Below are 15447 nucleotides of genomic sequence, written 5' to 3' on the forward strand. Positions count from 1 at the left end.
CAGCTTCTTGCTTATTGAGATGGCGCAATAGCTCACCTGCTAGATAGCTGTACGCAAGAACTGGCGCCCGTGCTATGGTTGCGCAATCAAAATCGGTAGGTTTGTGATGATCATTACCTCTTTACTTGATACGGACCTGTACAAGTTTTCCATGATGCAGGTTGTTTTGCATCATTTCCCGGCTGCGCACGTGGAGTATCGCTATAAGTGCCGTACTCCCAATATTAATTTGAGCCAGTACCTGGACGAGATTCGGGCGGAAATTCACGCACTGTGCCAGTTGCGTTTTTCAGACGCCGAGCTGGATTATTTGCGTAGCCTGCGCTTTATCAAAAGCGACTTCGTCGATTTTCTGGGCCTGTTCCACCTGCCCGAGCGCTGCATTCAGGTGCAGGCCGGTGATGTGCCCGGCGAGATCGAAATTTCGGTTCAGGGGCCCTGGCTGCACACGATCCTGTTCGAGATCCCGGTGCTGGCCATTGTGAACGAGGTTTACTTTCGCAACGAATGTCCGCAGCCGCCATGGGCAGAAGGGCGCGAGCGTCTGCAGTCCAAGATGCGGCTGGTGGTGGATGATCCGGCCCTGAGCGACTTTCGTGTGGCTGACTACGGTACGCGCCGCCGCTTCTCCAAGCAGTGGCACGAAGAAGTGGTCACTACCATGATCGAGCAGATGAAGCCGCACTTTGCGGGCACCAGCAACGTCTGGTTGGCCATGAAGTATGGGGTGACGCCGCTGGGCACCATGGGCCACGAATACTTGCAGGCTTGTCAGGCTCTGGGCCCCCGTTTGCGTGACTCGCAGATTTTTGCTCTGGAAGTGTGGGCCAAAGAGTATCGCGGTGACTTGGGCATTGCCTTGTCGGATGTCTACGGCATGGATGCCTTCCTGCGCGACTTTGACATGTACTTCTGCAAGCTGTTTGACGGTGCTCGCCATGACTCGGGTGACCCATTCATTTGGGGCGAGCGCCTGCTGGCGCACTATCAGGCCAACCGTACCGATCCACGTACCAAGACCTTGGTGTTTTCTGACGGTTTGACCATACCCAAAGCCATTGAGCTGGCCCTGCGTTTTGCAGGTCGCTGCAAGGTGTCTTTCGGGATAGGCACCAACCTGACCAATGACCTGGGCCATGAGCCCTTGCAGATTGTCATGAAGATGGTGCGTTGCAATGGCCAGCCCGTGGCGAAAGTCTCGGATGCGCCTGAAAAGACCATGTGTGATGATCCGGCGTATCTGGCTTACTTGCGGCAGGTTTTTCAGCTGCCTCCGGCTTAGAGCTTGGGCTTCCCTTCTTGAGGTCCTTGCTGCTTGAGGCAAATGCTGCTTGGGTAGGGGAGCTAAGGGCATCGTGGTCAGTGATGCTCGTGATTTCAGGCGGGTGGCATCGTTTTAAAGCGATAAAGCTATAGCACTAAAAGTTTGAATCAAAGCCTTTTGCACACGCAAAGGGCTTTTTCATAGACACAGCAGTGCTGCCAGATGCCCACCGGCTTCCCGAGCTTGGGCAATTTGCTCTTCGCTCAAGGTCTTGGGAGCCAGAATGGCTTCTGGCGTCTGGGCGTGAAAATTGAAGATACGGATGGGGGCGGCCAGCTCCAGCCGCCAGCCCGTACAAATCCGTTCCAGTTGCCGTTGTGCACTTTGCCCGTCGCTACCCGCACTGATCAGGGCGGAATAAGGACGCCCGTTGAGTTGATCCAGCACCTCGTAGTAGTTCCGGTCCAGACACTCTTTCATGGCACCGCTCAGACTGCCCAGATTCTCGGGCGCGCAGAACAAATAGGCGTGGGAATCGCGCAAATCCTGTGCTTGCACCTGATCACAATGCAAGCGTTTGATACAGACCTGCTCTGTCTCGCCCAGTTCTTTGAGGACCTGCAGCGCGCCTTCCTCGGCCTGTTCGGCCAGTTGACGGGCGGCGCCGGTACGGGAGTGCCAAATCAACAGAAGCTGGCGGCATGTGTTCAGACTCATAAGCTCTTACTCGCGGTGATAGACTAGCGTCTACAGTATAGAGAGCCATTTCAGCGCTGAGTGGCCACATCGACGTAATCCACATGAATCACACCGCTTCTCCCCCTATGGCCGAGTCGGCCTTCAATCCTCAATGGTTCGCGCAAGCCAGCCACGGACTGGATGAAGCAGGGCGTACGCTATTGCAGGCGGCTGCCGACTGGGCGGGGCCTATTTTGCTGGATCTGGCCGGAAGTACCGGCGAACCCTTGGACAGCCATTGCGCTCAGGTCGCGCTTATTTTGGCTGGCTTGGGTGTGGACGCTCAAACCCGTGCCAGCGCCTTGCTGGCCGTCACTCCTGCTCCTGGGCCGGAGGTCAAGCAGGACCCGGTTCAGAAAGCCTTTGGTGCCGAAGTCATGACGCTGGTACGTGGCTCGCGAGCCTTGTACCGTCTGGGTTCGCTGACAGGCCAGGCCAAGGAGCAGACAGGCGGGGGCGATCAAAAGGAAATGAAGCGCAAGATGCTGCTGGCGATGGCCGCTGACTTGCGCATTGTGATGATGCGCCTGGCTTCGCGCCTGCAGTCCTTGCGCTGGTATCGGCAGTCCAAGACCGTCTGCCCGGTCGAGTTTGCGCGTGAAACGCTGGAGCTTTATACGCCCTTGGCGAATCGTTTGGGGATTTGGCAGATCAAGTGGGAAATGGAAGATCTGGCCTTTCGCTTTCTGAATCCCGAGGTCTACAAGAATATTGCCAGTAAGCTGGAAGACAAGCGCGTAGAGCGCGAAACCCTGATCAGTCAGGTCCGCGACCAACTGCTGGCAGCCTTGAAACGCGAGCATATCGTGGCTGAGGTTTCAGGCCGGCCCAAGCATATCTTCAGTATCTGGAACAAGATGCGCAACAAGCATCTGGATTTCGATCAGCTGTTTGATCTGCGCGCCTTGCGTGTCATTGTTGATGACGAGCGCAGCTGCTACCACACCCTGGCGGTGGTGCATTCGCTGTGGACGCCGGTGCCCGAGGAGTTTGACGATTACATCTCCCGGCCCAAGCCCAATGGCTACCGTTCACTGCATACCGTTATTGCGGATGCACAGGGGCGTTGTTATGAAATCCAGATCCGCACGCGCGACATGCACCAGTTCGCGGAATACGGGATGGCTGCCCACTGGCGCTACAAGGAAGCTGGAGCCCAGGGCGGACAGCAGGTGGCCGATGGTGAGGACGATAGAAAGATCGCCTGGATGCGTCAATTGCTGGCCTGGGACAGGGAGGCGTCCACCTCGAATGCTACCGAGCCTGGCCTGCAAGCAGACAGCAGCAAAGATTCGGCTTCCGAAAAGGTAGTGGAGCCCGTTGCCAGCAAGAAACCTGCTGTTGCCAGGCCTTTGAAGGCTCAGGAAGACGAACATATTTATGTGCTGACGCCGCAGGCTCGGGTTATCGAGCTGCCTGTGGGGGCGACGCCGGTGGACTTTGCCTACTACCTGCATACTGATCTGGGCCATCGTTGCCGGGGTGCGCGGGTTGATGGGCAGATGGTGCCTTTGTCCACGCGCTTGTCGACTGGCCAGACGGTAGAGATTGTGGCGGCCAAATCCGGCGGTCCATCGCGTGACTGGCTGAACGTGCAGTTGGGCTTTCTGGCCAGCCCACGCTCGCGCTCCAAGGTGCGCGCCTGGTTCAACGCGATTGAGTTGCAGCAGCGCATCTCTCAAGGCCAGAGCATGGTCGAAAAAGAGTTGCAACGACTGGGTCGTACGGCCGTGAATCTGGAGCAGATGGCGCAACAGCTGGGCTTTGCCAAGGCAGATGACCTGTATGTTGCCGTGGCCAAGGATGAATTCAGCCTGCGTCAGGTGGATGCCTTGTTCCGTGAGGATGTGCAGGAGGAAGAGCCCGTACAGCGTGTGTTTGATGCGGCCCGGGAAAGTGTTTCCAAGACCGGGAAAAGCGGCGTGCTGGTGGTGGGTGTAGATTCGTTAATGACGCAACTGGCCCGTTGCTGCCGTCCCGCACCCCCTGATCTGATTGCCGGTTTTGTGACTCGTGGCCGGGGAGTGTCCATACACCGTGCCGACTGCAAGTCCTACCAGGAACTGGCTGATCGACAACCTGAAAGGGCTATTAGCGTCGATTGGGGCGATACGGGGGATACTCAGTATCCCGTGGATTTGGCCATTGAGGCTCAGGAGCATCCCAGCCTCTTGCGTGATCTCTCGGAAGTGTTTGCCCGCCTGCGTTTGAACGTAACGGGTATCAACACCTTGAGTCGCCGCTCGTTGACGCGCATGATATTTACTATTGAAGTGCGTGATGGCGAGCAAATTCAAAAGGCTTTAGCGGCCTTGAACGAGTTATCGGGCGTCAGCGCCCGCCGCTACTCGTCCTGAACTGCTAAAATCGGTAAACCTAAACCTCGCGGGCGTTGTGCCCGCGATTGTTCTTGTCAATCAAGAGAGCGAGCTTTGAAAACCTATACCTTGCCCGACCCGGATGGACATTTTGGTCAGTTTGGTGGTTCGTTTGTCGCTGAAACGCTGGTCCACGCCCTGGACGAGTTGAAAGCAGCCTACGAACAGTATCGGAACGATCCTGAGTTTCTGCGCGAGTTTCACTACGAACTCAAGCATTTTGTCGGTCGTCCCAGCCCCGTGTACCATGCCCGTCGATGGTCGGAGCAGCTAGGTGGAGCTCAGATCTGGTTCAAGCGCGAAGATCTCAATCATACTGGCGCACACAAGATCAACAACTGTATCGGTCAGATTCTGCTGGCTCGCCGCATGGGCAAGCCACGCATTATTGCTGAAACCGGTGCAGGCCAGCACGGCGTGGCAACGGCTACGGTCGCCGCCCGCTATGGTCTGGAGTGTGTGGTCTACATGGGTAGCGAGGACGTGCGCCGTCAGGCTTCCAATGTGTACCGCATGAAGTTGCTGGGTGCGACGGTCGTTCCTGTGGAATCCGGTTCGCGCACCCTGAAAGACGCGCTGAACGAAGCCATGCGCGACTGGGTCACCAATATCAGCAATACCTTCTACATCATTGGTACGGTGGCTGGTCCTCATCCTTACCCGATGATGGTGCGCGACTTCCAATGCGTGATCGGTGACGAGTGCGTGGAGCAAATGCCTCAGGATGCCGGTCGTCAACCTGACTACGTTTTGGCGTCGGTGGGCGGTGGTTCCAATGCCATGGGCATTTTCTACCCCTACATCGAGCACAAGGATGTGGAGCTGATCGGGGTGGAAGCGGCTGGCCGCGGTCTGGATACGCTGGAGCACTCGGCTTCCCTGAACAAGGGCATGGTGGGTGTGCTGCACGGTAACCGTACCTATGTGCTGCAGGACGATGACGGTAACGTCATGCCTACGCACTCGGTGTCGGCTGGCCTGGATTACCCCGGTGTGGGTCCCGAGCACGCCTGGCTGAAAGATTGTGGCCGTGCGCAATACGCCACCTGCACCGATGAAGACGCCCTGAAAGCGTTTCACGATTGCTGCCGCATCGAAGGCATCATGCCCGCGCTGGAGTCCTCGCACGCGCTGGCCCATGCGGCTCGCATTGCCCCGACTTTGCCCAAGGATAAAATCATCCTGGTCAGTTTGTCTGGTCGCGGTGATAAGGACATGCACACGGTCGCCGAGTACGGCGGCTTGACTCTGTAAGCAATCGGGAACGGATATGTCGAGTAATGTGCGTCTGAAAAAGACGTTTGAAGGTTTGAACGGGCGCTGTGCCCTGGTGCCTTATATTACGGCCGGAGACCCTTCGGTGCCCGCTACCGTGGCCTTGATGCATGCCTTGCGTCAGGCCGGGGCAGATGTCATTGAATTGGGTGTGCCGTTTTCTGATCCCACTGCCGATGGCCCGGTGATTCAGCAGGCGGCTGAACGTGCGATCAGCCGTGGTGTGGGCTTGCGTAAAGTGCTGGAGATTGTGCAGCAGTTTCGTTTGATCGATGAGGAAACGCCGGTTGTTCTGATGGGTTACGCCAATCCTATTGAGCGTATCGGTCAGGCTGAATTTGCCGTCATGGCAGGTAAGGCGGGTGTGGACGGCGTACTGACGGTGGACTACCCACCTGAGGAGTCCGAGGATTTCACCCGTTTGCTGACCGAGCAGGGCGTGGATACCATTTTCCTGCTCTCGCCTACGTCCACGGACGAGCGCATTGCCAAGGTAGCCGCTTTGGCGCAGGGCTATGTGTATTATGTGTCCCTGAAAGGTGTGACCGGTTCGGCCCAGATTGATGTGGCTGATGTGGAACACCACTTGCAGCGTATTCGTCAGCACGTCAAAATTCCGGTCGGAGTGGGTTTCGGGATTCGGGACGCGCAAAGCGCCAAAGCCATTTCCCGTAGCGCGGATGCAGTTGTCATTGGCTCCAAGCTGATCCAGACCATGGAGCAGGCTGTGCAGGAGAACGCTGGCAAAGAGCAAAAGGATATGGATGCAGCTGCGGTTGCAGCAGCTAGCCAATGGCTCGCGCAGATACGTCAGGCACTGGATAATTAGCCTAAATACCTATTCCGCGTATAGAATCATCTGCCTGTTCTTTAGGAGCAGGCGCTTTTTTTCAGAATAAAGAGCTTGGTGGGCCGGGTGCCGGCCAGGCGAAAACAGGATCTAACAATGAGCTGGATCGAGAAAATACTCCCGCCGCGAATTAACCGTAACCCCGAAAGCAGCCGTCGCGTTCCCGAAGGGCTGTGGGTGAAATGTCCGTCGTGTGAGTCTGTGCTCTACAAGGAAGATCTCCAGGCCACCTTGAATGTCTGCCCCAAATGCAGCCATCACATGCGCATTGGTGCTCGTGCCCGGATCAAGTCCTTGCTGGACCCCGAAGGCCAGACCGAGATTGGTTCCAACACCCGTCCTATGGACCCCTTGAAGTTCCGCGATTCGCGCAAGTACACCGAACGTGTTTCCGAGGCGGCCAAGCAGACGGGCGAAACTGAAGCCATGGTGGTCATGAGCGGTACGATTTTGTCTGTGCCTGCCGTGGTGGCCTGCTTCGAGTTTGAATACATGGCCGGTTCCATGGGTTCCGTGGTGGGCGAGCGTTTCACGCGTGGTGTGCAGGCGGCTATTGCCAACCGCAGTCCTTTTATTTGCGTGGCCGCTTCGGGTGGCGCGCGTATGCAGGAGAGCTTGTTCTCTCTGATGCAGATGGCCAAGACGACGGCTATTTTGGCTGAATTGTCCGATGCGGGTTTGCCGTTTATCAGCATTTTGACTGACCCCACCATGGGGGGGGTGTCGGCCAGTTTCGCTTTTATGGGCGATGTGGTGATTGCCGAGCCTAATGCCTTGATCGGTTTTGCCGGTCCTCGCGTGATTGAGCAGACTGTGCGCGAGAAACTGCCCGAAGGCTTCCAGCGTGCCGAGTTCTTGCTGGAGAAGGGCGCTATCGATATGGTGGTTGATCGTCGCGAGCTGCAGCGTGAGCTGGCCGAGTTGCTAGCTTTGCTGACTCGTCAGCCGGCTGAGGCTGTGTCGCGGCATTCTTGATTGCCAAGGAATTGCTAAAGAAGAACGCCACCTGGGTTTAGATGGCGTTTTTTTTGGGCTGCCGTGTTTTTGTTTTTTTGCAAAGCGGTTTTTGGTATTGAGGCGTTGGCTTGTGAGTTGAAGCTTCAGGGCGAGATTGGCTTGGTTTTCTTGGTGTGGGGAGTACGACCCTGGGGCGGGGCCCTGGCCCGTGCTGCGCACGGGTACCCTTGGCTATTGAACAATCCAGGCGCCCAGTGAACTCGCCAGGTACTTGGTCCCCCGGACCAAGTACAAGCGTCTGGCTCGAACAGCACTGGGCTTGCACCCTGGATTGTTCAATGGCCCGCGGCCAAGTCCCTGACTCGCCCCAGGGCCGTACTCCCCACACCAAGAAAAAAGGAATATCGCAGAGGGCTCAAATAGAGGGCTGTATCTACTATCTGCACCTGCACCTGTGCCTGTCCTGCCCAGTGCTTGTACTTGTACCTGAGCCTGTGTTGGAAGCTATGCCTCGTTCGGTTGTGTGTGTACGCGCGTTTTCTGCATTGTTGGTTTCAGCTTTGTTTTTCTCTTTATTTTTATATTTGGCTGTGTCTGCTGCTGGAGTTGAAAGATTTATAGGCTTGGGATTAAGGCCAGGGCAGGTTTAACGCCGAGCTCGACGCTGCAGCAGGCGGAGCTAGGCTAAGTTTGGGTTTGGGTTTGGGTTTGGGTTTGGGTTTGGGTGTGGGTTTGGGTGAAAGAGAATAGTGACTTTTTTGGGAGGCTGGGATTAGCGGGGAAGGAGAAAGGGCCCAGGTGACTACTCTTTGTGGATACGGGTAGGTATAAAAAAACGGATGCGACAGGCATAAAAAACGCCGCCCTTGTGGGCGGCGTTTTTAGTCTTGCTGTTTACTGCGTTTCAACCTGTTGCAGCGGCTCGCTGTTCTCGGTTTCTGCAGCACGTTGCTTGCGTGGGCGACCCAGGCGCACTGGTGCGGGCTGGTAGTCGTCCTGTGTTGCCGAGCGAACGGTTTCCACTAGTTCGATGCCCGCTGCGTTCAGTACGGCTTCCAGAGGGGCGGCTGTGGGCTTCTGTGCTTGTTCGGCAGCAGGGGCTTTTGCAGCTGCAGTCGTTTGAGTCTCAACGCGAGTCTCTACGGCTGTGGTTTCCACTGGAGTGGCTTCAACGGCCGGGGCTTCAACTGCAGGTTGTGCTTCTGCGGGAGTAGCAGTTGTCTCCACGGCTTCAGCTTGAGCTTCGGTGGCTTCTGCTTTGGCTGGTTCGGCAGCAACTTCTGCTTGCGCAGGAGCAACAGCTTCTTCAGCGGCAGGAGCTTCTGGCGCTACCTCGGCCTGAGCGGCTGGAGCAGCAACTTCTTCCTGTGCAGTAGCGGTTTCTACGGCTGCAGTTTCCACTGGAGCGGCTTCAATGGCTGGGGTTTCTGCTGCGGCTTGCGTTTCTGCGGGCGCTGCGGCTGTTTCTACAGCTTCAGCTTGAGCTTCGGTCACTTCTGCTTTGGCAGGTTCGGCGGCAGCTTCTGCTTGCACAGGAGCAACGGTTTCTTCTGCGGCTGGAGCTTCTGGAGCAACTTCGGCCTGAACGGCTGGAGTGGCTACTTCTTCCTGGGCTGGAGCGGTTTCAACAGCGTTTACCGGGGTCGTAGCGACTTCTTCAGCTTGTTGTGCGGCTTGAGCAGCGGCAGGAGCTTCTTCAGAGGCCTCTACGGCGACAGGAGCGGCTTCTTGGGCTGCAGGTGCCTCTACGGCTGCTTGTGGCTGTTCAGGCTCGGCTGCTGCGGTTTGGGCGGCAGCTTGTTCCTGGGCATCCAGGGCAGCGGGGTTGAAGCTAGGTGTTTCGTGAGCAACGTAGGCGCTGGTATTGCCTTCTTCGTTGTTCTCTTCGTTCTCGGCTACGGCGTTGGCGTCGGTGTTGCGACGACCACGACGGCTACGACGACGGCGACGTTTTCGCTCTGGGTCCAGAGCGCCGTTTTCGCTGTTCTCGTCGGTTTCGGCATCCGAGTTGTCGCTGGTATCAGCGCTGTCGGTCTCGGCCAGCTGTTCAGCGCGGTTTTGCGCTTCTTGCTTGGTGGCGGCCACGGCAGCAACTGCGGCGACGCTGGCCACAGCGGCAGCAGCCTGTTCGGGCTGGGTTTCTGTGCTGGCGACGTCTTTGTTCAGCTCGACGTTCTCTGCGCTGCCTTCTTCACGGCGTTGACGGCCACGGCCACGGCGGTTGCGTGGGTTGCGGCTGTTGCTGCTGCCTTCGTCGGCAGTGGCGGGCGTCGTGTTGGCGCTTTGTGGAGTTTCCAGAGCAGATTCGTTACCTGCTGAGGCGTTACGGCGGCGACCTCGGGTATTACCGCCGGTGCTTTCCGTGCTGGCTTTTTCTTCCTGAGCCGCTTCCGGGCGGTTGGACTGGCGACGGCCACGACCACCTTGGCCACGGCCGCTATTGGATTGGCCGGGACGGCCTTGGCGGCGACCAGAGGAGGATTTGCTACCTTCGGATTTGGTGGTTTCGGCCACAGGTTCGGCAGGTGCGCCGGACAACCAGTTCAGCAGGCGCTTGAGCAGGCCGGGCTTGTTGTCGCTGGCAGCGGCGCTGGCGGCTGCGGCGGCAGCAGGCTTGCTCATGGGAGCTGGCTGGGCCGGTGTGGTGCTCTTGACCAGGGCTTCTGGACGAGGCTTGATTTCGTGGCTGCGGTGCGGCACCAGGCTGTCTTGCTGCTCAGGCTGCTGAACCAGCTCGTAGCTGCTGCGCAGTTCGTCCAGACGGGGGTCATCGTGGCGCAGGCGCTCGATGATGTGGTGTGGAGTTTCCAGATTCTTGTTGGGAATCAGGATCAGGGCAATGTTCAAGCGCGATTCGATCTTGGTGATGTCGGCGCGTTTTTCGTTCAGCAGGAAGGTAGCCACATCCACCGGCACTTGTGCGTGCAGGGCGGCTGTGCCTTCTTTCATGGCTTCTTCTTGCAGCAGACGCAGTACATGCAGAGCGCTGGATTCGGCATCGCGTATCACGCCAGTGCCGGTGCATCGTGGGCAAGTAATGTGGGAGCCTTCGTTCAGGGCAGGGCGCAGGCGCTGACGGGACAGTTCCATCAGACCAAAGCGCGAGATCTTGCCCATCTGGACGCGAGCACGGTCCAGGTGCAGGGCATCACGCAGGCGTTGTTCGACAGCACGCTGGTTCTTGCTGTCTTCCATATCGATAAAGTCGATAACAATCAGGCCACCCAAGTCACGCAAACGCAACTGGCGGGCCACTTCGTCAGCGGCTTCCTGGTTGGTGCGCAGGGCGGTTTCTTCAATGTCGGCACCACGCGTGGAGCGAGCCGAGTTCACGTCAATGGCAACCAGGGCCTCGGTGTGGTCGATAACGACAGCACCGCCCGAAGGCAATTGCACGGTACGCGAGTAGGCGGTTTCGATCTGGTGTTCGATCTGAAAGCGCGAGAACAGCGGGATGTCATCGCGGTACATCTTTACGCGATGCAGATTGTCGGGCATGACCACGCTCATGAAAGCGGCGGCCTGTTCGTGAATTTCGTCCGTGTCGATCAGGATTTCGCCAATATCGGGCGAGAAGTAATCACGGATTGCCCGGATAACCAGGCTGGATTCCAGATAAATCAGGATGGGGGCTGCATTGTCGCGGGCAGCGCCGTCAATGGCGGTCCACAACTGCATCAGGTAGTTCAGGTCCCACTGCAGCTCTTCGACGCTGCGGCCGATACCTGCGGTGCGGGCGATGATGCTCATGCCCTGCGGGATGTCCAGCTGGTCCATGGCTTCGCGCAGTTCCTGGCGGTCTTCGCCTTCAACGCGGCGCGATACGCCACCCCCACGGGGGTTGTTGGGCATCAGAACCAGATAGCGGCCTGCCAGGGAAATGAAGGTAGTCAGGGCAGCGCCCTTGTTGCCACGCTCTTCTTTTTCAACCTGGATGATCAGTTCCTGGCCTTCAACCAGGGCGTCCTGGATGCGGGCGCTGCGTACATCAACCCCTTCCTTGAAGTAGCTGCGAGCTACTTCCTTGAATGGCAGAAAGCCGTGACGCTCTTCACCGTAGCTGACGAAGCAGGCTTCCAGGCCGGGTTCGATGCGGGTGATGACCCCTTTGTAGATATTGCCTTTGCGCTGTTCGCGCCCGGCTGTTTCGATGTCGAGGTCAATCAGTTTTTGACCGTCGACAATGGCGACGCGTAGTTCTTCTTGATGCGTCGCATTGAACAACATGCGTTTCATGAGTGTGGATCTCCGTTGTCATGGAGCACCGAAATATCGGCGCACGACCGCGGGTCACAGGTGTGTAGCGCTATAGCTGCATCAGTTTGGTGCAGGCAGGCAAAATCGGCCTACCGGCTTATAGTCTGGGAGGCACGAGTCGCGCCAAAGCGCGAAGTTCAATCAGCAGGGGGGTCAGAGTCACGGTGTGTGTTTGACGAATATAAAATTGCTGGGGGAACGGCAGCCGCATAAATCATGCGGCTGGTGCAAAAGAGCGGGACAATCTGTGCAGGAATTCAGCGCCGCACGCGGGAGGAAAACATCTCTTGGAAAGCGGGCCTTCTTGCCACACGACTTTCGCTATTTCGGACTCACCCCGGCGACCTTATGACCCGGGAGCTGGAACTCAAGGATACAATTATCAGTCCTTGGTCATCCAACGGAGACGCACCCTTTGCATCTCTACGCTGGACCCAGTCTCAGCTTCCATAGGCTGAAGCGATTATATGCCCCTTTTTGTTATGTGCAAACCTCATGAATCACAAAGATCAGCCCCTCAAGTGCGAATATTACGCATTGATGAAACGCGGGCAGGTCAGCGTATAGATAATTTTTTGTTACGTGAATGTAAAGGGGTGCCAAAAAGCCACATTTACAAAGCGATCCGTGGCGGTCAGGTGCGCGTGAATAAAGGCCGTATCAGCAGTGACTATCGTTTGCAGGACGGCGATATGGTGCGGATTCCGCCGCTGCGCCTGCCCGAGCCCGAGCAGCCGCGTCATGTTCCCGCTGCCGTTTTCCCGGTGGTGTTCGAGGACGAGCACCTGATGGTCATCGACAAGCCAGCCGGTGTTGCCGTGCATGGTGGCAGTGGTGTGTCTTTTGGTGTCATTGAGCAGTTGCGTGCTGCCCGTCCTCAGGAGCCCTTTCTGGAGCTGGCCCACCGTCTGGACCGGGATACCTCCGGCTTGCTGATTATCGCCAAGCGTCGTGCTGCTCTGGTTGGTTTGCACGATATGTTCCGCGAAATCCGTGCTCGCAAGTTTTATTGGGCGCTGGTGCAGGGCGATTGGGTGAACGATCGCCAGCATATCCGTTTCCCCTTGCTGCGCTGGCTGACCGAAAGTGGGGAGCGGCGCGTCAAGGTTGACCCCACGGGCAAGCCTGCGCATACCATCATCACCATGCAGCGCCGTTTTGGTCGCTTTACTTTGGTACAGGCGGAGCTGAAAACCGGCCGCACTCACCAGATCCGGGTTCATTTGGCCCATTCGGGCTTTCCGATTGTGGGCGACGACAAGTATGGCGACGACGCCATTCGCGATCAATTCGCCCGCCAGGGCTTCAAGCGCATGTTCCTGCATTCGGGACGCCTGGAGTTCAATCATCCTGTCACCGGACAGCCTCTGGTTCTGGAGGCCGCCTTGCCGGCTGCCTGTCAGGCCGTTCTTGAGCGTTTGGAGAAGTAGTTATGACGCGTTACGCCGCCGTTCTGTTTGATTGGGACGGCACAGTTATGGATTCGACGTACTCAATTGCCAGTTCTATTCAGTTGGCCAGTGCGGATCTGCAATTGCCTGTGCCCTCGATTCAGCAAGCCAGCTGGGTTATTGGTTTGTCGCTGGAAAGCGCCTTGTATCGCGCTGTGCCGGATTTGACTGCCGAGCAGATGCCGCTGTTTCTGGAGCGTTATCGTCATCACTTTATGCAGCGTGACCCGCATATCAAGCTGTTTGACGGAATTTTGCCTTTCATGGGTGAACTTCGTGGCCGCCAGATTGCCTTAGGAGTGGCAACGGGTAAAAGTCGTCAAGGTTTGGATAGAGTGCTGCAGCAGGTCAATCTCAGCACTTTTTTTGATGCTACCCGTTGTGCAGATGAAACCCGCAGCAAGCCGGACCCGGAAATGCTGCATCAATTGCTGGCCGAATTGATGTTGGAGCCCGAGCAGGTCTTGATGGTGGGCGACACCGTGCACGATATTCATATGGCGGCCAATGCGGGCATGGATAGCGTGGCTGTCACTTACGGCGCGCATGATCCTCAAACCCTGGCAAAGGCTGAGCCCACGGTCATGGTTGATAATGTGGCGCAAATGCGCGATTGGGTATTGGCACGGATTTAATAGGCGGCAAGCCGGTTTGACGACCATCTTGCCAGACAGGTTCAGGAGATGGAGATGTTCAAATCACGTTCGCAGCCCATACGTCCCTCTGAAATTACCGACGAGTCGGTCTGGCGGGCGCGCCGCCGCCTGCTTTTGCAGGCTCCCGGCGCCTTGGCCCTGGCGGCCAGCTTGCCGGGTCGGGCTCAGGCGGTCCCGGTAGGGCAGGACTTGTCGTTCACGCCTTCCCAGCGCTGGAAACTGGACGATATGCCCACCAGCGAGTCCGATGTCACCTCCTACAATAATTTCTACGAATTTGGCACGGGCAAGGAAGATCCTGCCCGCCATTCGGGGAAATTCAAGACTGAACCCTGGACTTTGCAGATTGACGGTTTGGTGAACAAGCCGCTTACCTTGGATATGGACCGGATATTGAAGCTGGCCCCTTTGGAAGAGCGTATTTATCGTCTGCGTTGTGTTGAAGCCTGGTCCATGGTGGTGCCCTGGGTGGGCTATTCCTTGTCGGCCTTGCTAAAGCAGGCGTCGCCCCAGGGCTCGGCCCGCTTTGTTCGGTTTGAAACAGCGGCGGACCCGGAAACCATGCCGGGTCTACGCTCTCGTATCTTGGCCTGGCCCTATGTGGAGGCGCTGCGGTTGGATGAGGCCATGCATCCTTTGACTCTGCTGGCTACCGGTCTGTACGGAAAAAGTCTACCTGTTCAGAATGGAGCGCCGGTGCGGCTGATCGTGCCGTGGAAGTATGGGTTCAAATCGGCCAAGTCTTTGGTGCGCATCACCTTGACGGACACCATGCCCGAGTCCAGCTGGATGAAGGTGGCTCCGCATGAGTATGGCTTTTACGCCAATGTGAACCCGGAAGTGCCGCATCCCCGCTGGAGCCAGGCCACTGAACGTGTCATCGGTTCGGGATTCTTCGCCACCAAAAAGTCGACTTTGCCTTTTAACGGCTATGCCGAAGACGTGGCAGGTCTGTATGCCGATATGGACTTAAGGCGTTACTACTGATGAGTACCTGGAAGGCTGCGCAGTTGGATAGGCTCAAGCCCTTGGTATTCTTGCTGTGCTTGTTTCCCTTGGGGCGCTGGGTATGGTTGGGTTTCAACAATGGCCTAAGTGCCAATCCAGCTGAATTTTTGACCCGATCCAGTGGGATCTGGGCCTTGGTACTCTTGCTGCTGACCCTGGCTTTAAGTCCTGTGCGGCGTTTGCTCGTTCAGCCCGCCTTGGTGCGTTGGCGCCGCATGTTGGGTTTGTTCAGTTTTTTTTATGCGGCTTTGCATACCCTGGCCTGGGCCTGGTGGGATCGCTCGGGCGACTGGCTGTCCATGTGGCAGGACGTGGTGCAGCGGCCCTTGATTGCGATCGGGGTAGTGGCTGTGCTGATTTTATTGGCGTTGACCCTGACTTCCACGCATGGCTGGCAGAAACGTTTGGGTCGTGGCTGGAGTCGCTTGCATCAAACCGTGTATTTGGCGGCGGTGCTTTCCATCCTGCACTTTTACCTGATTCGTACTGGTAAAAATGATGTGGTGGAAGTTTATGTCTATGGTTTGGTTCTGGTGGGCTTGCTGGTTTTGCGCCGCTGGCCCGTATTGAATAAGACAGTGCACTAAGCAAAACAGGTAATGAGCATAAGCCC

The 15447-nt window shown here is 57.2% G+C and carries 11 protein-coding genes; 9 read left to right on the forward strand and 2 right to left on the reverse strand.

Annotated features, from left to right (window positions below; all coding sequences use genetic code 11):
- The first annotated feature begins 106 nt into the window (after nucleotides 1–106).
- A complete protein-coding gene (pncB, locus tag WFM49_RS01455) occupies nucleotides 107–1282 on the forward strand; it encodes a nicotinate phosphoribosyltransferase (RefSeq protein ID WP_035272486.1) in 1176 nt (391 codons plus the stop codon).
- Between the two features lie 180 nt (nucleotides 1283–1462).
- On the opposite strand, the gene WFM49_RS01460 is transcribed toward pncB, so the two are convergent.
- Complete coding sequence (locus tag WFM49_RS01460) at nucleotides 1463–1981, reverse strand: flavodoxin family protein (RefSeq protein ID WP_250755920.1); 519 nt, start codon at nucleotides 1979–1981, stop codon at nucleotides 1463–1465.
- A gap of 83 nt (nucleotides 1982–2064) precedes the next feature.
- Between WFM49_RS01460 and WFM49_RS01465 the strand changes: the two genes are divergently transcribed.
- The 4 genes from WFM49_RS01465 to accD all read left to right on the forward strand — a co-directional run bounded on the left by WFM49_RS01465 (nucleotide 2065) and on the right by accD (nucleotide 7480).
- Nucleotides 2065–4359: a RelA/SpoT family protein gene (locus WFM49_RS01465; RefSeq protein ID WP_035272489.1), complete on the forward strand. Its 2295-nt coding sequence runs from the start codon at nucleotides 2065–2067 to the stop codon at nucleotides 4357–4359.
- A 75-nt stretch (nucleotides 4360–4434) separates the two neighbouring features.
- On the forward strand, nucleotides 4435–5634 hold the full coding sequence (gene trpB / locus WFM49_RS01470; protein ID WP_009456612.1) for a tryptophan synthase subunit beta: 1200 nt from the start codon (nucleotides 4435–4437) through the stop codon (nucleotides 5632–5634).
- 16 nt (nucleotides 5635–5650) lie between these two features.
- On the forward strand, nucleotides 5651–6484 hold the full coding sequence (gene trpA, locus WFM49_RS01475) for a tryptophan synthase subunit alpha (protein ID WP_009456611.1): 834 nt from the start codon (nucleotides 5651–5653) through the stop codon (nucleotides 6482–6484).
- Nucleotides 6485–6601: 117 nt separating this feature from the next.
- The gene (gene accD, locus WFM49_RS01480) at nucleotides 6602–7480 is read left to right on the forward strand and encodes an acetyl-CoA carboxylase, carboxyltransferase subunit beta (protein ID WP_035272491.1); all 879 of its coding nucleotides are present in this window, start codon (nucleotides 6602–6604) and stop codon (nucleotides 7478–7480) included.
- An 876-nt stretch (nucleotides 7481–8356) separates the two neighbouring features.
- Here the strand turns inward: accD and WFM49_RS01485 are convergent.
- Nucleotides 8357–11698 carry an Rne/Rng family ribonuclease gene (locus tag WFM49_RS01485; protein WP_336971318.1) on the reverse strand — a complete coding sequence of 1114 codons (3342 nt, stop codon included), beginning with the start codon at nucleotides 11696–11698 and terminating at the stop codon, nucleotides 8357–8359.
- 488 nt (nucleotides 11699–12186) lie between these two features.
- Here WFM49_RS01485 and WFM49_RS01490 point away from each other — a divergent pair, with 488 nt between their 5' ends.
- Genes WFM49_RS01490 through WFM49_RS01505 form a run of 4 tightly spaced genes read left to right on the forward strand, consistent with a single transcriptional unit; the run spans nucleotide 12187 to nucleotide 15421 of the window.
- Entirely contained in the window at nucleotides 12187–13149 is a 963-nt protein-coding gene (locus WFM49_RS01490) for an RluA family pseudouridine synthase (protein WP_264180248.1), read from the forward strand.
- A gap of 2 nt (nucleotides 13150–13151) precedes the next feature.
- Nucleotides 13152–13805 (forward strand): HAD family hydrolase, encoded by a 654-nt coding sequence (locus tag WFM49_RS01495; protein ID WP_009456607.1) that lies wholly within the window; start codon nucleotides 13152–13154, stop codon nucleotides 13803–13805.
- A 54-nt stretch (nucleotides 13806–13859) separates the two neighbouring features.
- Complete coding sequence (msrP, locus tag WFM49_RS01500) at nucleotides 13860–14813, forward strand: protein-methionine-sulfoxide reductase catalytic subunit MsrP (RefSeq protein ID WP_336971320.1); 954 nt, start codon at nucleotides 13860–13862, stop codon at nucleotides 14811–14813.
- Nucleotides 14813–15421: a sulfite oxidase heme-binding subunit YedZ gene (locus WFM49_RS01505; protein WP_336971322.1), complete on the forward strand. Its 609-nt coding sequence runs from the start codon at nucleotides 14813–14815 to the stop codon at nucleotides 15419–15421. Before msrP ends, WFM49_RS01505 begins: the two co-directional genes overlap by 1 nt.
- The last annotated feature ends 26 nt before the right edge of the window (nucleotides 15422–15447 follow it).

The organism is Alcaligenes sp. PF14, assembly GCF_037150615.1.
GTDB classification, from domain to species: Bacteria; Pseudomonadota; Gammaproteobacteria; order Burkholderiales; family Burkholderiaceae_B; genus Alcaligenes; species Alcaligenes phenolicus.

What these genes read in the sequence shown, in the direction of transcription:
- WFM49_RS01495 (WP_009456607.1), top strand. Translation starts at nt 13,152, where the DNA reads ATGACGCGTTACGCCGCCGTTCTGTTTGATTGGGACGGCACAGTTATG.
- trpA (WP_009456611.1), top strand. Translation starts at nt 5,651, where the DNA reads ATGTCGAGTAATGTGCGTCTGAAAAAGACGTTTGAAGGTTTGAACGGG.
- WFM49_RS01505 (WP_336971322.1), top strand. Translation starts at nt 14,813, where the DNA reads ATGAGTACCTGGAAGGCTGCGCAGTTGGATAGGCTCAAGCCCTTGGTA.
- pncB (WP_035272486.1), top strand. Translation starts at nt 107, where the DNA reads ATGATCATTACCTCTTTACTTGATACGGACCTGTACAAGTTTTCCATG.
- WFM49_RS01485 (WP_336971318.1), bottom strand. Translation starts at nt 11,698, where the DNA reads ATGAAACGCATGTTGTTCAATGCGACGCATCAAGAAGAACTACGCGTC.
- msrP (WP_336971320.1), top strand. Translation starts at nt 13,860, where the DNA reads ATGTTCAAATCACGTTCGCAGCCCATACGTCCCTCTGAAATTACCGAC.
- WFM49_RS01490 (WP_264180248.1), top strand. Translation starts at nt 12,187, where the DNA reads ATGCCCCTTTTTGTTATGTGCAAACCTCATGAATCACAAAGATCAGCC.
- WFM49_RS01465 (WP_035272489.1), top strand. Translation starts at nt 2,065, where the DNA reads ATGAATCACACCGCTTCTCCCCCTATGGCCGAGTCGGCCTTCAATCCT.
- accD (WP_035272491.1), top strand. Translation starts at nt 6,602, where the DNA reads ATGAGCTGGATCGAGAAAATACTCCCGCCGCGAATTAACCGTAACCCC.
- WFM49_RS01460 (WP_250755920.1), bottom strand. Translation starts at nt 1,981, where the DNA reads ATGAGTCTGAACACATGCCGCCAGCTTCTGTTGATTTGGCACTCCCGT.